We start from the raw sequence: 20,368 nt of genomic DNA, 5'->3' as shown, positions 1-20,368 counted from the left end.
TGAATCCGGTGCGGGCGAAGCTCGTTGCCCGATTCCGGCAGTGGAGCTGGAGCCGCTATCGCGCCACGGCAGGCGAGACGCGCGGCCCCGCCTGGTTGACCACCGAGTGGGTGCTCAGCCAATTCGGCCAGCGGGTGAGACCGCGCAGGAGAAATATCGCGCGTTCGTGGCCGAAGGGCGAGGCGGACCGCGGCCGTGGGACCAGGTTAAGGGGCAGGTCTATCTGGGGTCGGAGAGTTCGTAGCACAACACCAACCCAATCGGGTGATCCGTGACGTTCCCCGGCAGCAGACGCAGGCACAGCGGCCATCGTTGCGCGCGCTGTTTGAGCGGAAAAGAGAGCCGGCGCGGCTCATTTCCGAGGCCTATCGACAATATGGCTATCGGTTCGCGGAGATTGCGGACCATTTAGCCATGCATCCGGCCACGGTCAGTCGGCGGTTGAAGCAAACCGAGCCGCGCATGTATGCTCGCAAGGCCGGACCCAAGTTTGGGTAGGAGTTGTCACTGCCGGAGCCGTGGTTCTGATGATTACAGCCTAATGACCGAGAACTTCCCGAAGACGGCGTCTCCGACGGGACAGCGGAGCTCGACTTGACCGAGGGCGACCCATGACACTGAGGTTCCACTATTCGAAGCACCTGCTGGAAGAGTTGGAGAAACGCAAGCTTGCGCGAGAGCTTTTGGAGCAAGTGTTGCGTGCGCCGGAGCAGAAGACCCCCGAGTTGGAAAACATCACTTGTTATCAATCACGCGTGGAGATCAGTGGAAAGCGATATCTCTTGCGGGTCATGGTCAATGAGACGGTGAATCCCCCTGTCGTGGTGCCGTCTACCGCACCAACAAAATTGCGAAGTATTGGAGGGCATCATGAAAGTGAAATATGACCAAGAGGTAGATGTGCTCACCATAGAGTTCAGTTCCGCTCCCGTGGAGGAAAGTGACGAGGAGAAGCCAGGCATCATCCTCGACTACGACAAGGACGGCAATATCGTGGGGCTCGAAATTTTGAACGCCTCAAAGCGGATGGAAGATCCACGGACATTAGAATACGCCGTGGCTTAGCTTCACGGCTGCATGATGAGCCACCACGTCAACGCTCTCGATTCAACCCGGACAGCATTCTCCTTGGTTTTCACGCCCGCGGCCAGGGAGAAGAAGATGTCCGGGGAGTCTTTTCAAATAGTAAACCCCCAGACCTCCTGGGCATGCGGTTAGACCGCTTCATGGGGCCGTTCCTTTCGTCGAGGACCGCCGAGGCCGCCATTCTACTGCAGTTTCAAACCGCCGTCGTTTCGGAGAAGACGTCACGTCGTTTGAGTGCTGGACCTCGCGAGCTGGTAGGAGATGGGCTGGCCTTCAGGATCTGGAATACTCCCGCGCAAGGAGAGACTGTCATGAAAGAACAATTGACTGCCGTATTCCAGCAAGTGCCTGAAGGGTACATCGCATTTGTGGAAGAATTGCCTGGTGCCAATACCCAAGGTGAAACGCTGGAGGAAGCCCGGGCTAATCTCCGAGAAGCCGTCCAATTGGTCCTGGAAACAAACCGAGCTCTGGCCGAGGAAAGCCTTCGGGACAAGACTGTGATTCGCGAGCCGCTCGCCTCCATTTCATGAAACGGATCCATTTGATCCGTCACCTCGAACGCCATGGCGTTCGCTTCTTACGGGAAGGTGGGAGCCACAGCGGGGCAAGTCCGAGAGGCCTACCGTGGCCGATGATCGCGGTCGAACGCCCTGGAAGGACGACTTAGCTCGGCCGATTGCGGCTGCGATGTCCTAAGAAAAAGTCGCGTGTTGTTTTTCGGTTTCGATACGAAACAGGGGACGAGGGAGATCAGGCTCGTTGTGAATGTTAGCTTTCGAACGCGGTTCGCGCGACTCCACTTTGCCGAATGATCGACTGCAGCGTTCCAAGCCTGAGTTCCGAGTGATCCGGGACAGGGACGGTGATTGTGCCGAGCTCTGATCGCCATTGCATGCGATGTGGCTTCCGCGGTGACGGACCATCTGAAAACCATGCTGTTCGAGGATGTGGCAGCCGTCTCGTCCGGAGAGGATGCGAAGCTTACCCATTGGCCGCTTCGAAGCGGGTCACAAACACCTCCGTGTGGAGGCGGCGTTCGACTTCGGCGGGATCGGCGCATTCAAGAAAGAGTTCGACGGCTTCTTTCACGTTCGCTGTGGCGGATTCGACCGTGTCTCCCTGGCTGGCCACGTCCAATTCCGGACAAAGCGCGACGTAGCCAGCACCTTCCCTTTCGACAATCGCCGTATAGCTTTTTGGTGCCATGGCTCTCGACCTCGCTTCCAAAGAGCGCCGACTGATGGCGGGACGCATTATAGCCGATGCCTCTCTGGATGCCCAGATGCCGTGACTCGCGGGATCCCTAACCGCCCCATCGCCCTCGCCAATCTTCTCGATACGATTGAAGATACGAGACGACCCCTGAGGAGTTGACGGCCAGACGGAAAAGAAAGTGGACCGGGGTTGTCGAAGGCCGCCGATTTCGCGGCCGTCCCCTTCCCACCAGCAGTCAGTCCACGCTGTGTAGCTCAACAACGCCGTCGGCCCTACGGCCGTCCCCGCGTGATTCGCATGAGCTGCGGTATGCTACCGTCATTCCAAGGCGAACGAGGTATCGATGACTACAAATCGCGTCGAAATGAATCCGAACGTGATGATGGGCAAGCCTGTCATCCGCGGCACGCGGATCCCCGTCGAACTCATCCTCCGAAAGCTTGGCGAAGGGGCAACCGAAGGCGACCTGCTTGATGCGTACCCTCGACTGACCAAAGCCGACATTCAGGCTGCCATTTGGTATGCCGCCGACACCGTCGCCCACGAAGAAACGGTATTGGTCGGTGCTCCTATTCCTCATAAGAGAACTCGCCGCTAACTGTGCGCTTCCTTGCCGACCAGAGCTGTGGCACGGCTCTCCGGTCATTCAACTGTGGTCGCTGTCGACCGCTCTTGCTCGCGAAACACGATGACGACGCCGACAATGTGTCCATCTTGACTGAGGATGGGCGCGGCGCTGTCGGCGATGACGACTTCCGTGCCATCCCGTCGTATTAAGACGGTATGGTTTGCCAAACCGACCACCTTCCCACTCGCCACAACCTTGAAGAACGGGCTTGCCACCCGCTGGCGTGTGTCTTCGTTGATAATCGCCAATACCTTGTCTAACGGCTGGCCTTGCGCGTCCGCTTGCTTCCATCCCGTTAATTGTTCCGCAGCCGGATTTAAGAACTTCACATCTCCCGCTGCATCGGTTGCAATGACCGCGTCACCGATGCTCTGCAGCGTCGTTTTCAGCCATTGCTCGCTCTCGAGCAGTGCATCGTGGGCCGCTTTTCGTTCCGTCAGATCCTGAGTGACCTTGACGTACCCCCGCAACCGGCCATCGTGATAGATCGGCGTGAGCACCACCTTGGCCCAAAATTGCGGCCCCAGTTTTCGAACACGCCAGCCTTCTTCTTCAAAGCGGCCGTGGCGTTTTGCGCCCTCGAGCTCCAACTGGGGCTTTCCGGCTTCGATCGCCTGCTGAGTAAAGAACATAGAATAATGTTTGCCGAGCACTTCGGACGCCGTGTACCCCTTGATCCGTTGGGCGCCTGCATTCCAACTCATAATGCGCCCTTTCGGATCGAGCATGTAAATAGCGTAATCCTTTACCGCTTCGACCATCAGACGAAACTGATCATCTGAAAAAGGCTGACGCCCGGTCCGGCTCTTCTCCGAGCGCTTCCCGCTCTTCGTTGCCGACCGACGGGTCGTTTTCCCGGAGCCTTGTTTTTTGCCGACGTTACGCTGCGCCGCCATCGGTCCCTCTCCAACGCCATCTAAGAACAGGCTGTGGGCGAGCAGTAAGGCGCACCCATCATATGCCTGTCATCTCAGCTCCACAAGGGCGTCGTCACAGCGGGTGATGTAACGTTGTGTGTGTAAAAGAAGAAGGGTGTAAGCTGGGTCGCTGTCCAGGCAAACCCATTCTCCAACAACGGAGGGCTTACACCCATGAGCACGCTAGCACCGTGGACCGAGCAGTTTCAACATTTCATGAGCGACGTCCGCGAGCAGTTCTGGGGCGATCTGCATCGCCACACCCGGGAGGTGTGGCAACGCAGCCTGGAGCGACTCTCGGTCGAGGCGCGGGATCGGTATCTGGGGGTGCGGGAGTATGAGCGGGACGCGAGCCGGCCGGATTATCGCAACGGCTTCTATGAACGAGAGGTCGTGACGGTGTTCGGGACGCTCCGCGTCCGCGTGGCCCGGACGCGGCGACAGGCGTTCCTGCCGCGGGGGCTCCAGCGCCTGCAGCGGCGTGCGCCGGAGGTGACCCTGCTCATCCGCGAAGCGTTCTTACGCGGGATCAGCACGCGGCCCGCGGGGCGCCTCATCGCGTTGCTCACGGAGGAGCCGGTCAGTGCCCAAACGGTCTCGCGCCTCAGTCGGGCGTTGGACCACGCCGTGGCCCAGTTTCATCAGGCGCCCCTGACCGACGACTGGCGCTATCTGTTTCTGGACGGGGTGAGCCTGCGCGTCCGACGCCCCAGCGGCCGCAAGCGCGTCCAGCTGTTAGTCGCCTACGGCATCCGGGCCGATGGGACCCGGCAGTTGCTGGCGTTTACCCGGAGCCGGGGCGAGAGCCAAGCAGCGTGGGAGGGCTTATTGCAGGATCTCTACCGGCGCGGCCTGGAGGGCCGGCACCTGCAACTCGTCGTGACGGATGGCTGTCCGGGGTTAGCGGCCGCCGTGCAGACCGTCTACCCCAGGGTCCCGCATCAGCGGTGTTGGGTGCATAAGCTGCGCAACGTACTCGGGCGTGTCCGGCGCCGGGATCATGCGGCCGTCAAGGCCGCCGTGCAGGCGATCTATCAGGCCCCCAATCGGCGGGAGGCGGAGGCCGCCGCCCGCACGTTCGCTCGGCACTGGCAGGCCGCGTATCCGACCGTGGTCGCGCGGGTGCTGGCGGATCTGCCCGAGTTGTTGGCGTTCTTCAGTTGTCCTCCGCGACTGCGGCGCAAGCTGCGCACCACCAATGCCATCGAACGCTGCTTCGTGGAAGTGCGTCGGCGGACGCGCCCGATGGTCTGCTTTGTCAATGTCCAGAGTGTGGAGCGGATTATTTACTCGATCTTCAACCGGTTTAATTTGCAGTGGCGTCAGCACACCCTTCAGGAATTTACACAAGCGGCTTGACATCACCGTCACAGCGGGTACGGCGCCACGTTCAGGTGGGCTTGAAGGCCCGGTGAAGCTCAGGACATGGACGTGGCTTTCAGATCCCTGTACTCGCCCGGTCGTTTGCGTAAGACACTTCTGTCTGTCTCGCTATCCAGAGATTTTGGGGATCGGTTGGGGATAACCGGCCCTTGCAATTTGTCAATTCCGCCCCAGTGCTGCACGTCACCACTCTGCGCATTCTTTGAGCATTGTGGTTTCAGCCGAAACACCCCAACATCTAGGTCAAGGCCATTTCTGTCCCCCTCTGACCGGGTTTTTTGAGCCTGCTCTAAGAATGTGCACAAGGTGTGAAGTGCGTATCCCGCACCCGTAAGACCAACACTGACACGCTAATGATTCGATTCTTCCTGGTCGCCTTGGCACCGATACTCATCTTGGTCGTCCTTGGCCTTGTACCCGTCCCTGGCCTTCCTGGACGTCGCTGAATCCTCCACGCATCGAGTCACGTTAGCCTCGTACATATCGTCCCCCGGATACGGATTCCCTATCTCAGCGTGAGAGCGAATTGCCGAACATCAGGGCAGTACAGGCGGGCATATTTGCCCGATGCCGCCAAAACGGCTGGCAGGCAAGAGCAGGACGGCACGTCTCGGTCCGTTGTTGAGGGACGCCTGCGCCGCAATCTGGCCCTTCTCGTTGATGGCGACCGCGCCGATTAGCCGCCACCCCGCGGCTCCGGAGAGCCGCGTGTTCAGGTCAATCATCGTGGTGCCGTTGTGCAGGAAGGCGGTGATCTCCGCGCCGGTCTGCGCAACGCCAACGACTTGAGCGGAGGCGTTGATCCCGTACGCCACGCTGAACCACTCCGGATGCGCCGGGTCGAGCGTCCCCAGATCCCGTGTGGGCTCGAAGTGATTCCGCGAGAGAAACGCATGGGGTACCGCGCTGCCGATGGTGCCGGTCACGTTCCCGTTGGCATTGATCGCCGCCGGCCGCATGATGCGGTCAAAGTCGGCAAGCAGCGGGTGCGGCGAGGCTGGGCGAATCTGAAACCATCGGTTCAGGTCCGGGAAGAATTTCATCCCGAGGATCGAGCCTCCCGAAGCCGCCAGCGGCCCTGTCACCTCACCGAATTCACCGATCCCGGTCGCCTTGTTCACGAACGCGGTTCCGCTCGGTGGGACCACCACAAAGGTCGGAAAGGTGACGGCTTGGCCGTTGGTGTACGCCACCGCTTCTTCGGTGGAAAGCCCCGGCACGGACTGAAACCCGACGATCTTCCCGCCGTTGTTCACCGCAAGTGCATGTTGGTCCAGCCGGTCATCGCCGCCTAGATCCCGGAACACGCCTTGATAAAACGAGAAGGCTCGTAGCCTACCGTCCGAGCGCCGAAAGGTACCCACGACCATCGCGGAGTCGTTGATGGCCGTCGCTTCCGATGAGGCGTCCGGCACCGCGGCGCCAACGTCAACCATCTTGCAGCCCGGCTTATCGTAGAAGAACGCGCGGCGGAAGGTGCCGCTGTTCCTGGACGAGAACCCGGACACCTGGCCCAAGCGGTTGATCCCGGTGGGTTCGGACGTATCAAATCCGGGCTGGATTCCAAGGTCGATCAGTTGATAGGTCTGGGCGCACGACACAACCGCCATTGACAGTGCAAGGGCGAGAACGATCGTCCGAGTCATAACACTCTCCTTTACTTGCTACCTGACGCTAGACCGTTCGAGCCCTTTCTGTAAATCCAGCTTCTCGGAACACGGATACGGCAGATTCAGAATGCGATGTCTAAGTGCTCACCGTTTGCTCGATTCGTGGCCCATCCTCAGTCTCTAGGAGATGTCATTGCCCAGCCAATCGGGTGATCCGCGACATTCTCCGCCGGCACACGCAAGCTCAGCGGCCGACGTTACGCGTCTTGTTTCAGCGGAGCGGGGAGCTGGGGCGGCAGATCCACACGACGTATCGCCAGTATGGCTATCGGTTGCACGAAATCGCCCACTTCAGAAATCCGCCACATCAGAGCCGCCACACGAATCGACGCACGCCCTACCAGGGAATAAGTCACTTCAGCAAAGAATGGAATGGCCGCGCGCCGAAGCTTGGCCAGGCCATAGGAGGAGGACGTTAGATAGAAAGGGCCGGCGTTACGTCTTCACCAGCGCCAAGAAGCTTGCCAGAGGAATGATGTCGCAATCGCGATGATGTTTCAGTGCCAGAAGATGGCGGTCTCCTGTGACGATCCACTGTGCATGAGCCGCGAGAGCGCATTCCAATATACGATTGTCCGGTTCGTCTTTGAGAAGGTGAAGACTTGGACGAGGTCGTAAGACCCTGGCCGTTTCGCTGATGTCGTGAATCGCCTGCCGGACCTTGTCTTCTGTCCAATCGAATTTGGTTTGGAGGACCCTAGCCGTTTCGGTCAGGATCGCAACCGAGGTGAAGAGTTCAAACCTCCCACGGATGGGTTCGGCATAGGCTTCGTCGGCATTGCCTCCGGGAATGGCGAAGGCTGATATATAGATGTTGGTGTCGAAGACGACCCGCACGATCAGCGGCCCTGGAACACCAGCTTCTCCACGTCGGCCTCGGTCAAGACGCCTTTCTTCCTCGCTTTCTTTGCGCCATACCGTTGCAGCTCATGGAAGCGCTTTTCTTTGCGCCGCTGCTCATAGGAGGTCAGCATCTCGCGGAAGAGTTGACTCTTGCTCTTTGATTCCTCCTTGGCCAGCTTGTCGAAACTCTCAGCCAGATTGGACGGGAGCGAAACAGTGACGGGAACTCGCCTACGTTTCATCACAGCCTCATGTATGACAAAATCATACAGTCACCATCCAGCCACGTCAATGAGACACGAAAGGGATCGTCCTCGGACAGCGCTGCTGACGGAAGATAAAGATTTCGGCCAGCTCGTCTCCGCCGATTCGGGCCAATCCGGGGGAGTCATCTTCATTCGTTATCCGGCCAATTCGCAGAAGCCATTCCAAAAGCTGTCGTGGTTCTTGTATCAGAACCGACATCAAAGCCTTTCCGTTTTCCAGCGAGTTCATGGCGGCGCCACGTGGGCGCCAATCCCACAATCATCGATGAGGTGCTGACGACGTTTGAGTGACGGCGCATCGTGCAGCGAAGTCATAACAACGTAACGATTGCCGACCGGAAAACCCTCCAACGATGCTCTTGTCCCTGCTTCCCAATCGCGAAGCAAGCCGCCGAGGAGTATCCGGGGTATTTGGCCAAGCTCAAGTATGCCCCCGTGCGTGCTGATACGTCGAAAGCCGAGACTAGCTCACTTTCTGATGAGCGCGCGCGTGGAGATCCACCCCGGTGGTTGCGCGGAGTTCCTCCCAGAGGTCGCCTACCTGCTTCACACGATTGCCAACCGTCGTCATCGTGACATCTTCAGGTCGAACGCCTCTTGCTAATTCCTTCCAGCGCAACGGGGCCGAGACCCCGGCGAAGGCGTTGGCCCGGGCACTGTACGCTGCCGCCATCGTCTTGCCCGGAAGATTCTGGAGATAGTCGAGATAGACCTTGCCGCCGCGACCTTGGATCGACCGTTCCACCGTCGCGTACCGCGCGTGCTTTTGCGTCACGAGCTTCGCCAAGAGTTGGCAAAACTGCCATGATTCACGCCAGGTCGTCCGTGGCGCCAGGGGAATATAGACGTGGAGGCCCGTGGCGCCTGACGTTTTGAGGAAGCCCGGGATCTTGAAGGCTGTGAGTTCCTCATGAACCCAGCCGGCCACCTCGCACACCTGTTCAAACGGGATGCCCGCCATCGGGTCTAAATCGAGGACTGCCAGGTCCGGATGATCGGGCGAACTCACGCGGGAGAGCCAGGCATCCACGGAAATCACATCGATCTGGACAAGGTACAGGAGGGTGGCGAGCGACCCGCCGATGAACCGGGGCTCGTATTCCCTCTCGCTCCCGCGGAAGGCCTCCACCCGCACGCCGGGCGGCACGTCGCGCTTCACGCGTTGATGATAGCGATCCGGCCGAGCCTCGGCTCCATGCGGGAACGGCCGGTACGTCAACGGACGATCGGCGATGGCCGGGAGCAGGTATGGCGCGATCGTGATGTAGTAGCGCATGAGGTCGCCCTTGGTGATCTGGAGGCGAGGCCATACCGGCCTGTGCAGTCCATCGACCGCGAGCGTGACCCCATCGGCAAAGGTCAGCGTTCCCTTCCCGCCACCCGAGAGCATGTCATCCAGTTGTGTGAGAAGAGTGCTCTCCTCTCTTGGTTCAGGACGCCCGCCCATCGGCCGCGCCGGAGCTATCAGGCCGTGCTTCTTCGTGTCAGTGTGGCGCGGTTGCGCCGAAACAACCGGCTCTCGCCGGACCGACGTGGGGTCCACGTCGGGGCGAAGGCCTAGGTAGGTGGCCTCTCTCAGTTTGCCGCCCCGCGTCCATGCATTGAATTTCGCTTCGATGACCATCGCAGGTTTCACCCAGTGCGGAGCGGCGTCCGGCTCGGGCCTGTTCCAGAACGGACAACGCGGTGTTTCGAGCTCCCGAAGCCGGCGGCTCAGTGCTCGGAGGTCCGCTTCAGAAAACGCTTTTCCCATGCGTCCGACATAGTCCAACCGTCCGTCCTCCGTGTAGACGCCCAGCAAGAGGGCTCTGAAGGGCCGGTTCTCACTCTCGGTCCAGCCGCCGACCACGAACTCTTGCTCGAGTTCGAACTTCCATTTCCGCCAGTCGGGATGTCGCTTGCCACTGCGATAGGGCGAGTCGAGCCGCTTGCTCACAATCCCTTCCCAGCCGCGGTTCACTGCTTCCTCGTAGAGTCGCCGCCCATCTCCTTTCACGAGTTGGCTAAGCTGAAGCCGTTGCGAGCGGAAGACGCCAACGACACGTTCGAGCCGCTCGCGCCGCTTTCTCAACGGGAATGGCCGAAGGTCCGCTCCGTCCTCGAGGAGAAGGTCGAAGACGATCAGCGCGACGGGCATGCGACTGAGATCGCTCGGCCGAGGATCGAGCAGCCCGATCCGGCCTTGCAGATCCTGAAAGACGCCCGGCCTCCCCTCTTTGTCGACTGCCACAATTTCCCCATCGGTCACGATAGGGGCCGACAGCGTGCGCCGGAGCCGGTCGAGCTCTTCACTCAGATCGGGGAAGTGGTGTGTCATCAGAGTGCCGTGCCGAGACCAAATGCGCGCGCCTCCCGGGCCGGTCCCAGGGAGCACCAATATCTTGACCCGGATGCCGTCGTATTTCGGTTCATAGGCCAGGTCTGGGTGTTGGAGTGGGAACGAGTCAGGTACCGCACTCATGAGGAGGACTTGCTCTGGCGGGACCGGGAGCGATCGAGCTGACGGGAGGCGGGCCATAGGTCATTGTATCGCGTCGGCTCGAAGCACGGCCCCGAGCGAGACGTGCGGTGTGGTGATCGGATATGCTGAGAGGTGGCTGCGATTCTCATCGGCACATCGGGCTGGTCCTACCGAAGCTGGCGACCCCGGTTTTACCCGCGTTCGCTGGTCGATGAAGGATCGGTGCGCACGCGGACTCGGCTGGCCCCTTCTCTGACTGCGGGTCCTTGCAGTCGAAGGCGGCTCCTCTCCTTCAGGATGGAATCCGGTGGCCCTCTTCCAGGGGACCATCAAGAACAGGCTGAAGCAACTGCGCGAAGAGACCTGTAACCCCCCTGATGGAGCCACTGTTTCCTTGGGACGAGATCGAGACCAGGCCGCTACCGCTAGGAGGAGATCGCCGACGGGTTCCTGTTGGGCAGGGCTCTGGCAAGTGGTCGGAATGTATGGCTATTAAGCGTTGATGCCCTATCACTTAATAATCTACTCTTCTATTCAGCGACACTGAATAGAGAAGCGACTGCCCGCGGGTCAGGGGGTGGCTGCGCGCCGGTCTCTCGACGAGATACTGACTGGTAAGAGCTGGGTTCGGAACGGTACGTTCCTTTTTGTTCCGTTCCGTCTTCGGCAGCTGCTTGAGCTTTCCCCAGGCATAGATCGCTGCTTCCGTGGCCTGCCAGACCGGATACCCCTGAAGCGTCTCGTAGGCTCGGGCCTGCACGCGTACGGGGCGGAATGCGACGTCGAATACGTACCCGCCGCCAAACCAGACCGGTGTGCTGGTAAGCAGCTCAAACCCAAAATTGGTCAAGATAGCAACGGGGTTCCACGCCGTCGCCAAGCCGATCACTAGGCTTTCGGCCGTCATATCAATCAGCATTCCGCCCAGCAGCCATTGCCAGCGGACCTTGCCATAGTCTTCGATCGTGACCACAACGACGAAATCGGCCTGCAGCTTTTGGCGAAGGTGGACAACCTGCTCGGGAGTCGGCAGCATGCCTGTCTCCAGACCGAGCTCGGCGGCCGCCTCGGTTTCCTCAAGCGGGACAAAACGGAATCCTTGCCGTGTGCCAACCGACTCTGGAATATCCATCGCGCCTCATCACCGATCGTGCGGACCGCTTCGGCGGGAAAGGGCAGCACGTACTGGATCTCTGCCGGTATTTGGTGTTGATCCAGTGCGCGCCAAACTGGGTATCTGATCCCGTCAGTGGGCGTGGGGACCGGGTGATTGGCAGTTCCGCTTGGGATCAGCTTCGGCATCGACCCAAGTCGCCCGCATGTTGCGCGTTGCGCGCCAGCGTGGATGGCTATGCCAGCGGCGCGTTTGTCGTGCTTAGTACGCAGGCATCGGACCAATCAGGTGAAGATTCTCGACAATGCCCCCATGGTCCAGTGCGCCAAGCTGGTATCGCATCCACGTGAGGGGAATCCCCGTGTTACCCCGAAACGAGGAGATGCCGATGTTCTTCGATATGCTTCTTGACCTTCCCCGGCAGGGCTTTTTCTGCGAGTCGGAGTTCGTACGTTTTCTGCAGATTCATCCAGAATTCAGCGGTGGTGTTGAAAAAGGCAGCCAGGCGAACCGCAGTATCGCCCGTGATGCTACGCTGCCCTTTGATAATCGCCGTGATCCGATTCGCCGGCACGTCGAGGGCCTTGGCCAGCATGTTGGCGTTAATGGGGGGATCTGCCGGCTTCATGAACTCCTCTAAGAGAACTTCTCCCGGGTGTACCGGGCGCATTCCATTGTTGATCATCATCGTCTCCATTCAGTGATAATCCGTGATCTCGACGTCATGGGGTCCGTCAGCCATCCAGACGAAACAGATCCGCCACTGATCATTGATTCTGATACTGTGCTGACCTGCGCGAGTGCCTTTCAGCTTCTCCAACCGATTGCCGGCTGAGGCCAAGAGGTCTTTGAGATCGGAAGCGCTGTCGAGCATGGTCAGCTTTCGTTCGGCGACTTTCCGAAAGCCTGAGAACTCTTTGACGTTCTCTCCCGCAAACAATAGCTCCGTCTTCTTGTCCCGAAACCCTCGAATCACGGTTCACAGCCTAGCATGATTTTACGCTTGACGTAAAGCGTATGTGCTTGACGTGTGCTAAAAGTCCTCATTACTGCCCGGACGCGCATCTCTTTCTCTACGCCTATGCCCGAAAAGAAGCGCCCTGCGGGATCGGCGCTTCGCGTCCAATCAGCCCTTCGCGAACGACCGATCCTTTCCCTCTCAGACATAGGCCGACGCACAGGACTGTCATTCCCGGCGGCAACAGACGGGATGGCGTTGCTTGAATGGGCATTGTTCGTGAATACACCGGCCGACAGCGGAACAGATTGTTCGCCTATCATCGCTATTTGCAGATCCTCAGCGAGGACACAGAACCGTTGTGAACCTGTGGGTGTGTAAGTGGAGATCCACTCACCACTGCCACCTCTCGCTCCGACAGACGCGCCTTAGTGATTCACCTGAAGAGGGAGGCCCTTTAAAGGCAGATAGCTCGGCAGGAGAAAGCCGACGAAAGCTTTGTCTCCCGCGCTCCTTCAATGGGCAATGATTCTGGATGCGGATCCATGCAGTGAGTCGTCGTGGCGTCGTGACCGACAAAGAGGAGCAACGTGACATCAACCGCTTGCGCTATTCCACCAGAGGGCGCCGCTTCTCCGGCTCGGGAACTTGGGCTTGGATCAACCGAAGGTCGGGGGTGAAGCGGATCTGCGGAGCAAGAGTCGGGTGCGTGATGCGATCCATTCGAAACGTCCGCGGTTCCTGCTTGTCGACGTCGCGGGCGAGGATATACCACACCGGAGTTTCGACCAGCAGGCCGTGAGGCTCGATGCGGCGCACGGACTTGTTCCCGAACCGGTCCGTGTACCGAAACCGCAGCCCGATGCCGTTCGTAAAGCCCTCCTCGAACACATCCAATAGCTCGCGCGGCGGCCTGCCGGCTGATGATCGTATCTCCGCACCCGCGGGAGGGCCCACGATGACCCGGCGGCACAGCTCCCGAAGCGCACCGGCTCTGTGACCCGGCAGACTGCTCAGGAGTTTAGCGAGCCCCGAACTCGCCGCCCGGCTCCAGGGGAGATCGCTTCCCTCGCGGGACAATCGAGCCGCGAGCCAGATGGCCGTCACCTCGGTCACCGACATATGGACCGCCGTCACTCCACGCGAACCATCCAAGCGTATGCCTCCGCCCGGACCCGCATCGCCGACGATCGGCAGGCCGCGCTGGCGTAGCGCCGCCAAATCGCGCAGCACGGTACGCGAGCTGACCCCCAACTCTGCCGCGAGTGCTCCCACGGTGGTTTCGGCGCAGGCGCGCAACCGATCCGCCAACTCCATCAAACGCTCGGCTCTCGCCATTTGGTGACAGATTCTGTCATCGATCCACATATATTCGCAATACGGTTAACGGCAGAAAGGAGGCGTCACATGATTCCCTGCAAGGTGTCGTCGCGTCGAGCGCTGATCGTGGTCCTTGCAACGGCGGTCACCGGCTCGTGTGCCGGAACAGGTCCGGACTTATCCATAAACAGCACAATCAAGGAGGGTCACGCTATGAAGGTCGCAAACAAGATAGTCCCACCGGCCAGTTCTTTTACCACCGCGCCCCTGCGGAACCGTATGCGCGTCGAGCTGAAGGCTCCCGTCTCCGAGGTGTGGGCTCTCATCGGCGATGTCTCACGATTGCCCGAGTACAGCTCCGGGCTTGAGAAGGTGGTAGCTACGCACGATGCAAGCGGTGCGCTCACGGAGTACGTGTGCCACTTCAAGCCGGGAGAAAACAACGGAGATGGGATCTCACACCGTGAGGTGATCCGTTGGTATGAGCCGAACCGCGGCTACGCCTCGAGCGGCGAGGAGGGCAACGCTTTCGGCCTCTCAAACGATCTCAATCTTCTGACCATGGAGCCGTCGGAGGAGGGCACGATCCTGACGTGGGATGAGTATTACGATGCCGAAGACCTTGACAGCAGGAGAGCGGACTACGACCAAGCCCTCATGGACATCGGTGAACACCTCCGCCGGCGTTTCGGCGGCGCGATCGTCACTCGGTATGTTGACCGCTGATCACCCTCCGAACAGTCGCGTGGGCCGATGCCGAACGCAGCCTGTGAGATCTGTCGAAAACGGGAGGGTCTTTCCGATACCACCCGGTGGTTACACCTCGCCGCGAGCAGCGGCGTGCCGCGTGATGCACAGACCGACTACCGCCGACTCGACGGGAGTTTTCACCGGTTTCCGATCGGCCAGCGAAAGATCGGACGCGTCGCGGAAACCGGTGAATCGCTGTGGCTGGCGGGGCTTCAGGGGGATGAGGAGTGGATCGCCGATCGGGCGTGGCTCGCGCGCGAGGGAGTCCGGACGTTCGCGGCGCAGCCCTTGATTTTTCGGGATGAGATCCTCGGCGTGCTGGCTCTCTTCGACCGGAGCCTGCTCAATGAAGAAGCCTTCGAATGGTTGCGCATGTTCGCCGACTACGCGGCGGTGAGCATCGCCAATGCCAGGGCCCTTGAGGAAATTCATGTCCTTCGCGCTCGCCTGGAGGAGGAAAACCTCTATCTACGAGAAGAGGTCACCGCCGCGCTCGGGATGGGGGAATTCGTGGGCGAAAGCCAGGCGCTCCAAAACGTGCTCCGCCAAATCCAACTCGTTGCGCCGACCGCCGCCGCCGTGCTCATTACCGGCGAGAGCGGCACCGGCAAGGAGCTGGTGGCGCGCGCGATCCACGACGGGAGTCCCCGCAAGGGCCGGGCTCTCATCAAGGTGAACTGCAGCGCCGTGCCGGACGCTCTCTTCGAGAGTGAATTCTTCGGCCACGTCAAGGGCGCCTTCACCGGCGCCATCGCCGATCGCACCGGCCGCTTCGAGCTGGCCGACCGCGGCACGCTCTTTCTCGATGAAATCGGAGAGGTGCCGCTTTCGATGCAGGCAAAACTGCTGCGTGTGCTCCAGGAAGGCGAGGTCGAGCGTGTGGGGGAGACACGCACGCGCACGGTGGATGTCCGGATCGTCGCCGCGACCAATCGCGACCTCAAACGCGAAGTGGAAGCCGGCCGCTTCCGGCAAGATCTCTACTATCGGCTGAGCGTCTTCCCCGTCCACATTCCACCGCTGCGCGAACGGCGCGAAGACATTCCACCGCTCGCGCTGCACTTCATCGCGCAGAGTGCCCGACGGATGAATCGGCCGGCTCCACGAGTGCCGCGGGCGGTGCTCGCCCAGCTTGCCGCCCACGACTGGCCCGGGAACGTCCGCGAACTTCAGAACGCCGTGGAGCGGGCGGTCATCCTTTCCCAAGGCGGCCCCCTGCGCGTTCACCTCCAGCCCCCGCAGCGGCACGAACCCAGCGTGTCGGCGCCGGATCTGCCTCCGACGTCACGACTCGTCACACGGGAGGATCTGAGGCGCCAGGAACGAGAGAGTATCTCTCGAGCGTTGCGGCTCACGAAGGGCAAGATCTTCGGCGCTGACGGGGCCGCGGCCCTGTTGGGGATGAAGCCGACCACGCTGGCCTCGCGCATCAAGGCTCTCGGTATCACACGGCCCCAAGCCACGCTCTGAGGGCTGAGCGAGCACAACGGGTTCGGTGACGGGCGGGAGCAGCCGACTCTCATGGGGGCCAGTGGCGAGCTCTTTTCCTCAGGAGTGGCGAACGCATGCCGGTGAATTGGTCCAAGGACGACCTACTGCAATCCGCGTATGGTGCTCTTGAGCTTTTCAGACATCCACCGAATGTCGTCCGGATTTGTCTCGCCAGACCAGGAGATTCTGATCAGTTGACGCTCTTCCGGCGCTGTGGGCGGCTTGAGCGCAATCCCGTATCGTTCGAACAGGTGGGTGACAATTCCGTCGACCGAGAGATGGGGCTTGAGGACCCGGAGCGACAGGATCCCCGGGGCATGTGGGCCGTTCCATTCGAGTAACTCCGCCTCCTTCAGGTCAGACAACTCCTCACTCAAGAGAGACCGAAGCCTTTCCAGCTTGGCCACGGTGTCGCGCTGGTTGCTTTGTATCGCACACGCCTTGGCGAAGCCGGCTATGAGGCCGATTGCCTGGGTGCCGAAGTCAAAGTATTTCTCGGGGCTGCCGACTTCGAGCAGCTCCTGCTGTATAGAGGGTGAGCGCTCGAGAAAGGTCCTTGTGATGATGAGCGCGCCGGTCCCCATCGGGCCGGCGCACCACTTGTGGCCGGAGAAGAAATAGCAATCCGGGCCGGCCGCTCCTACATCGACGGGAATCTGGCCGACCGCCTGCGCCCCATCGAGGGCAACGATCGCGTTCGTGTCACGTGCGATCTCGCAGATCTGCCTGACCGGGAGAGTCCTGCCATCGGTATACGCGACATGGCTGAACGTGATCAGCCGAACCCGGCCGTCTTGGCAAAACCGCTTGAGCCCCTCGCAAAGCGCCTCCTCCGAATCAGCCTTCAGGCGCCGTAGCTCCACGCCGTTGTGGCGGAGCCGGCACATGGCCCGGGCGATTGATGGATGCTCCTGATCGGAGGCGATGACGACATCACCGGGAGCGAACTCAAGATAGGACAAGAACAGACGGTAGGCCGTGGTGGCATTCGGGACAAAACGGATGTGCTCGACGTCCGGGTCCAGCCCGAGAAGCTCCGCGACGCGGAGGCGACACTGCCGAACCTTGGAGCGATACCAGGCGACGCCGGCTTCAGAAAATAGCACCGTGCTGAATTCGGTATTGGTCCGGCGAATGTCTTCGAGGACTTCGGCGTTGGTCGGCGACAGGCCTGCGTAGTTGAAGTAGAGCATTCAAACGTCGTCCGATACTGCTTCAGTCCGCCACGTCCCGAAGTGTCCTTCGAGCACGAGCCCCGAAGCAACAAGAATCGGGATGCAGGTTCGGCGGGCGATTCGCCCCGGTGAGTTCGCGCAAGTGGACTTCGGCCACCTGCACCTCCAGATCCGCGAGCACCGAGAGCGGGTGAGACAGATTTTACCCGCTGTGCCGATTATGCCTATGCGGGAATGTACGACTGAAGTCCGTAGGGCAGATATCGACAAGACGTTCCTCGGTTCTACGATTATCAACTTACGTTGGCTGCCCTAATCTCAGGCCGTCCCAAGTGGAACAGTGAGACGTCTCAGAAGAGACACCAGGCACGGAAAGAAGTCGAAATGTAAAGCTTCAGCCGGGCATACGTTTTGGTATGGGGTGTCGTCGCGTCCGATCTCCTAACGGCTAAAGGAGGTTACCATGGTGGCCACGCTCAGGAAGCTGCTCGCGGTCCGGGCCTGGAAGAAGACGGCGTCCGATCTGCTGCTCAATGAGGAGACGAATGAACTGCAGCGCTGGAACATGTGGGGAGAACTCCCGAGCGGACCGTGGCTCCTAAAACGTACGCTCACGTTGCCCGAAAGCACGCAACCGCTCTATCTCGCGATCCGCATAAAGGGCTTTCACGGCCTTACTGACAATCGGTCTCATTACTCAACGACACAATAGCTCGCCGGGACCACCTCAAGGTGGAGTGCCTGATAGTCGCGGAATGCAGTGACGCCGTGTAGCGACTCCACTAGGCGCACGGAGGCCGGGGCAGGAGACAAGGCCCACGACGACTCATGATCACCACTGCCCAAAGAGCGCGGATCGTGTCGGTGTTGGTCTTACAGGGGCGGGATACGCACTTCACACCTTGTGCACATTCTTAGAGCAGGCTCAAAAAACCCGGTCAGAGGTGTACAAAAATGGCCTTGACCTAGATGTTGGGGTGTTTCGGCTGAAACCACAATGCTCAAAGAATGCGCAGAGTGGTGACGCGCAGCTCTGGGGCGGAATTGACAAATTGCAAGGGCCGGTTATCCCCAACCGATCCACAAAATCTCTGGATAGCAAGACAGCCAGATGTATCCTACGAAAACCACAGGACGATTACAGGGACTGGAGCGGATTGCCAGTTCCTTCATTGCCATTCCCGCAATCAGTCCCTTTTGGGGTTCGCGGGTGCTCGCAGGAACTCCACATCAAATCGCAGGTGTCAGATCAAGGAGCTCCGGGCCGGTATCGCTTTCCGAATGGAATGTCTCGGCGGCCTGAACCTTTCAGCCTTCCTGGAAAGCGTGCCACGCATCCTCGAGCGTCAGGCCGGGTGGTAACCCAGGCTTCCAGTCATGATCGTCCCGCCCTCTGTGCCAATACTGATCATCGGCCTTCTTTAGCGACCAATGCCCCGCGTCGTGCCATACTTCGATCACTATCTCTTTCTTCGACATGTCCGCACCCCCGGTTGTTCAGACAGCGCTTATCCTCTACCGAATTTCCCGGCTCTTTTTCTGAATTGGCGGCTCCTTGCTCCCTGGCTGTCCACACCCCGGTCCGACGTGCCCAATTCCCAGGGAGGCTGGCCGGCAGGTGTATGAGCCGTTGGTTCAGGACAGCGAGGAAGGCCAAACCAGGTAGGTTGCACGCCCTAACGACCGCTTGACGACCGCTTGGCGGTACAGCGTCGCCCTTTCCGATCTGCCCATAACGGAACAACCAAGTTGCCCCGGCTGGTCGCTTAGGAACCGGATGGCCTGCTCTGCCGCGTCCTTGATGCCCCGGTCACTAGGATCGCTTCTTCAACGAATCACCTGGGATTCGGGGCTTGCCTTTCGATTGAGCCGGCTCAGGACGCCGTCGATTGGCTACAATTTGGGGGTCCAAGCGTTCCCCGCAGGACAGGCATCGCCAGGCCTGAGGCCACCATCCTAACTCGTCCAGCACCATGAATCCCTTGCAGCGTGGGCACGTCATAGTTTTAGCGTACAGGCCCAAGTTTGAATCTCGAAGTAAGGCGATGCGAGGTGGAATGCCGGCAAACCGTGAGGGGAACGTAAGACATTTCTGGGGTCAGAGGCTCGCCTCCGCCGTAGCTGCGTGCCAGGGAGTGAATTGACACGCCGACCTTCAGTGAATTTGACGGGGATTCGTTCAGTGTCGGAGACGGTACGGCGACACGTGGTCAGCAGATGAACCTTTCCCCAGGCGGCTCCTACGCTGTCGCTCCGTCGCTTCCATTGTGGGGCAAGGGCTCTGTACGCCACGATGACAACTGAAAGGAGGGAACTATGAGGAAGCAACTTGCGACATTGGCAATAGCGACTCTGTTAGGCGCTGGATCAGTGGCGGCGGCCGAGTCGTACATGCCTTCCGACGAGTCACTCCAGCCGGGCATGAGCATGGCCGAACGCCAGGATGCCACGCAAGACGCGGAGAACAGCGAGACCGTCACAGCCGAGATCGTGGACATCGACGGGGACCGCCTCATTACGGAAACGGACGAAGGAGAACACCTGGTCTTTCTCGTCGAAGGCTCGGCTGACGACTTCAACGTCGGTGATGAGTTGGAGTTGAAGCTCGACGATCAGGCCAAGAGAGCGGTGATCCTCAACGTGAGACCTCAGCAGGACGAGGAACAAACTGGGTCTTAGCCGAGGGACAGTTCCTCTTTTCAAGGGTAGGCCTGTCTACGGGCCTGCCCTTTCTTTTTGTCATCCGAACGACACCTCTGGAGGACCAAGTTACGGCCGTTGCATGCCGTGCGTTCTCATAGCGCCGCACCTCCAAGGACACGAGCCCCAACGGGTCGGCCAGCTCCTGCTTCGTCAGCTGCAATTGCTCTGCTCGGATCCAGCGAATCTGACGGCCCTCATAACCACCGTTATTTGGCGAGGCTGCTTCTGTTAAGCGGCCCTCTGCAGTTCGCTCACCCATATCGGCTCATGTCACCGCCCGCTGTCCTCGGCCCCCGACGCGGCACCGAACGGTGCGTGCTCGTATTCGCCATGGAAGAAAGGGCTCGGAGATTTCGTAAGGATAACGGGGGCGAGCCGTCGATGT

20 protein-coding genes and 1 pseudogene are annotated in these 20,368 nt (G+C 60.1%); 9 read left to right on the top strand and 12 right to left on the bottom strand.

Going from position 1 to position 20,368, the window contains the following annotated elements; all coding sequences use genetic code 11:
- Nucleotides 1-611 precede the first annotated feature (611 nt).
- The 3 genes from ACWHYV_RS21125 to ACWHYV_RS21115 all read left to right on the top strand — a co-directional run bounded on the left by ACWHYV_RS21125 (nucleotide 612) and on the right by ACWHYV_RS21115 (nucleotide 1,619).
- Nucleotides 612-887: a DUF4258 domain-containing protein gene (locus tag ACWHYV_RS21125; RefSeq protein WP_447978468.1), complete on the top strand. Its 276-nt coding sequence runs from the start codon at nucleotides 612-614 to the stop codon at nucleotides 885-887.
- A complete protein-coding gene (locus ACWHYV_RS21120) occupies nucleotides 871-1,065 on the top strand; it encodes a DUF2283 domain-containing protein (protein WP_447978467.1) in 195 nt (64 codons plus the stop codon). Before ACWHYV_RS21125 ends, ACWHYV_RS21120 begins: the two co-directional genes overlap by 17 nt.
- A gap of 332 nt (nucleotides 1,066-1,397) precedes the next feature.
- Nucleotides 1,398-1,619: a type II toxin-antitoxin system HicB family antitoxin gene (locus tag ACWHYV_RS21115; protein ID WP_447978466.1), complete on the top strand. Its 222-nt coding sequence runs from the start codon at nucleotides 1,398-1,400 to the stop codon at nucleotides 1,617-1,619.
- Between the two features lie 238 nt (nucleotides 1,620-1,857).
- Here the strand turns inward: ACWHYV_RS21115 and ACWHYV_RS21110 are convergent.
- Both ACWHYV_RS21110 and ACWHYV_RS21105 read right to left on the bottom strand, forming a co-directional pair.
- Nucleotides 1,858-2,078 (bottom strand): annotated as a pseudogene (locus tag ACWHYV_RS21110) (type II toxin-antitoxin system HicA family toxin).
- On the bottom strand, nucleotides 2,071-2,295 hold the full coding sequence (locus ACWHYV_RS21105; RefSeq protein ID WP_447978465.1) for a type II toxin-antitoxin system HicB family antitoxin: 225 nt from the start codon (nucleotides 2,293-2,295) through the stop codon (nucleotides 2,071-2,073). The pseudogene ACWHYV_RS21110 and the gene ACWHYV_RS21105 overlap by 8 nt, the downstream one beginning before the upstream one ends.
- A 352-nt stretch (nucleotides 2,296-2,647) precedes the next feature.
- Between ACWHYV_RS21105 and ACWHYV_RS21100 the strand changes: the two genes are divergently transcribed.
- Nucleotides 2,648-2,902, top strand: coding sequence for a DUF433 domain-containing protein (locus tag ACWHYV_RS21100; RefSeq protein WP_447978464.1), 255 nt, complete (start codon nucleotides 2,648-2,650; stop codon nucleotides 2,900-2,902).
- 44 nt (nucleotides 2,903-2,946) lie between these two features.
- Here ACWHYV_RS21100 and ACWHYV_RS21095 read toward each other — a convergent pair whose 3' ends face one another.
- Nucleotides 2,947-3,828, bottom strand: coding sequence for a PAS domain-containing protein (locus ACWHYV_RS21095; RefSeq protein ID WP_447978463.1), 882 nt, complete (start codon nucleotides 3,826-3,828; stop codon nucleotides 2,947-2,949).
- A 195-nt stretch (nucleotides 3,829-4,023) separates the two neighbouring features.
- Here ACWHYV_RS21095 and ACWHYV_RS21090 point away from each other — a divergent pair, with 195 nt between their 5' ends.
- The gene (locus ACWHYV_RS21090) at nucleotides 4,024-5,208 is read left to right on the top strand and encodes an IS256 family transposase (RefSeq protein WP_447977236.1); all 1,185 of its coding nucleotides are present in this window, start codon (nucleotides 4,024-4,026) and stop codon (nucleotides 5,206-5,208) included.
- A 560-nt stretch (nucleotides 5,209-5,768) separates the two neighbouring features.
- On the opposite strand, the gene ACWHYV_RS21085 is transcribed toward ACWHYV_RS21090, so the two are convergent.
- The 8 genes from ACWHYV_RS21085 to ACWHYV_RS21050 form a co-directional block, all read right to left on the bottom strand.
- The gene (locus tag ACWHYV_RS21085; protein WP_447978462.1) at nucleotides 5,769-6,878 is read right to left on the bottom strand and encodes a hypothetical protein; all 1,110 of its coding nucleotides are present in this window, start codon (nucleotides 6,876-6,878) and stop codon (nucleotides 5,769-5,771) included.
- A gap of 459 nt (nucleotides 6,879-7,337) precedes the next feature.
- Entirely contained in the window at nucleotides 7,338-7,739 is a 402-nt protein-coding gene (locus ACWHYV_RS21080) for a putative toxin-antitoxin system toxin component, PIN family (RefSeq protein ID WP_447978461.1), read from the bottom strand.
- A gap of 2 nt (nucleotides 7,740-7,741) precedes the next feature.
- Nucleotides 7,742-7,987 (bottom strand): CopG family ribbon-helix-helix protein, encoded by a 246-nt coding sequence (locus tag ACWHYV_RS21075; RefSeq protein WP_447978460.1) that lies wholly within the window; start codon nucleotides 7,985-7,987, stop codon nucleotides 7,742-7,744.
- 487 nt (nucleotides 7,988-8,474) lie between these two features.
- Nucleotides 8,475-10,472 (bottom strand): DNA ligase D, encoded by a 1,998-nt coding sequence (gene ligD, locus ACWHYV_RS21070; protein ID WP_447978459.1) that lies wholly within the window; start codon nucleotides 10,470-10,472, stop codon nucleotides 8,475-8,477.
- A gap of 514 nt (nucleotides 10,473-10,986) precedes the next feature.
- Nucleotides 10,987-11,604: a hypothetical protein gene (locus tag ACWHYV_RS21065; RefSeq protein WP_447978458.1), complete on the bottom strand. Its 618-nt coding sequence runs from the start codon at nucleotides 11,602-11,604 to the stop codon at nucleotides 10,987-10,989.
- Nucleotides 11,605-11,950: 346 nt separating this feature from the next.
- On the bottom strand, nucleotides 11,951-12,271 hold the full coding sequence (locus ACWHYV_RS21060; RefSeq protein WP_447980761.1) for a HigA family addiction module antitoxin: 321 nt from the start codon (nucleotides 12,269-12,271) through the stop codon (nucleotides 11,951-11,953).
- Between the two features lie 12 nt (nucleotides 12,272-12,283).
- Nucleotides 12,284-12,562, bottom strand: coding sequence for a type II toxin-antitoxin system RelE/ParE family toxin (locus tag ACWHYV_RS21055; RefSeq protein ID WP_447978457.1), 279 nt, complete (start codon nucleotides 12,560-12,562; stop codon nucleotides 12,284-12,286).
- A gap of 591 nt (nucleotides 12,563-13,153) precedes the next feature.
- On the bottom strand, nucleotides 13,154-13,882 hold the full coding sequence (locus tag ACWHYV_RS21050) for a helix-turn-helix transcriptional regulator (protein WP_447978456.1): 729 nt from the start codon (nucleotides 13,880-13,882) through the stop codon (nucleotides 13,154-13,156).
- 69 nt (nucleotides 13,883-13,951) lie between these two features.
- Between ACWHYV_RS21050 and ACWHYV_RS21045 the strand changes: the two genes are divergently transcribed.
- Complete coding sequence (locus ACWHYV_RS21045) at nucleotides 13,952-14,590, top strand: SRPBCC family protein (RefSeq protein WP_447978455.1); 639 nt, start codon at nucleotides 13,952-13,954, stop codon at nucleotides 14,588-14,590.
- A 114-nt stretch (nucleotides 14,591-14,704) separates the two neighbouring features.
- Nucleotides 14,705-16,084, top strand: a complete 1,380-nt coding sequence (locus ACWHYV_RS21040) for a sigma 54-interacting transcriptional regulator (protein WP_447978454.1) — start codon at nucleotides 14,705-14,707, stop codon at nucleotides 16,082-16,084.
- Nucleotides 16,085-16,206: 122 nt separating this feature from the next.
- On the opposite strand, the gene ACWHYV_RS21035 is transcribed toward ACWHYV_RS21040, so the two are convergent.
- Nucleotides 16,207-17,298: an aminotransferase class V-fold PLP-dependent enzyme gene (locus ACWHYV_RS21035; RefSeq protein WP_447978453.1), complete on the bottom strand. Its 1,092-nt coding sequence runs from the start codon at nucleotides 17,296-17,298 to the stop codon at nucleotides 16,207-16,209.
- Between the two features lie 445 nt (nucleotides 17,299-17,743).
- Between ACWHYV_RS21035 and ACWHYV_RS21030 the strand changes: the two genes are divergently transcribed.
- Both ACWHYV_RS21030 and ACWHYV_RS21025 read left to right on the top strand, forming a co-directional pair.
- Complete coding sequence (locus ACWHYV_RS21030) at nucleotides 17,744-17,992, top strand: hypothetical protein (protein WP_447978452.1); 249 nt, start codon at nucleotides 17,744-17,746, stop codon at nucleotides 17,990-17,992.
- Between the two features lie 1,679 nt (nucleotides 17,993-19,671).
- Complete coding sequence (locus tag ACWHYV_RS21025; protein WP_447978451.1) at nucleotides 19,672-19,959, top strand: hypothetical protein; 288 nt, start codon at nucleotides 19,672-19,674, stop codon at nucleotides 19,957-19,959.
- The last annotated feature ends 409 nt before the right edge of the window (nucleotides 19,960-20,368 follow it).

Source organism: Candidatus Nitrospira bockiana (genome assembly GCF_965152565.1).
Note: the sequence above shows the minus strand (reverse complement) of the source record. Positions and strands in the feature narration are given on the sequence as shown.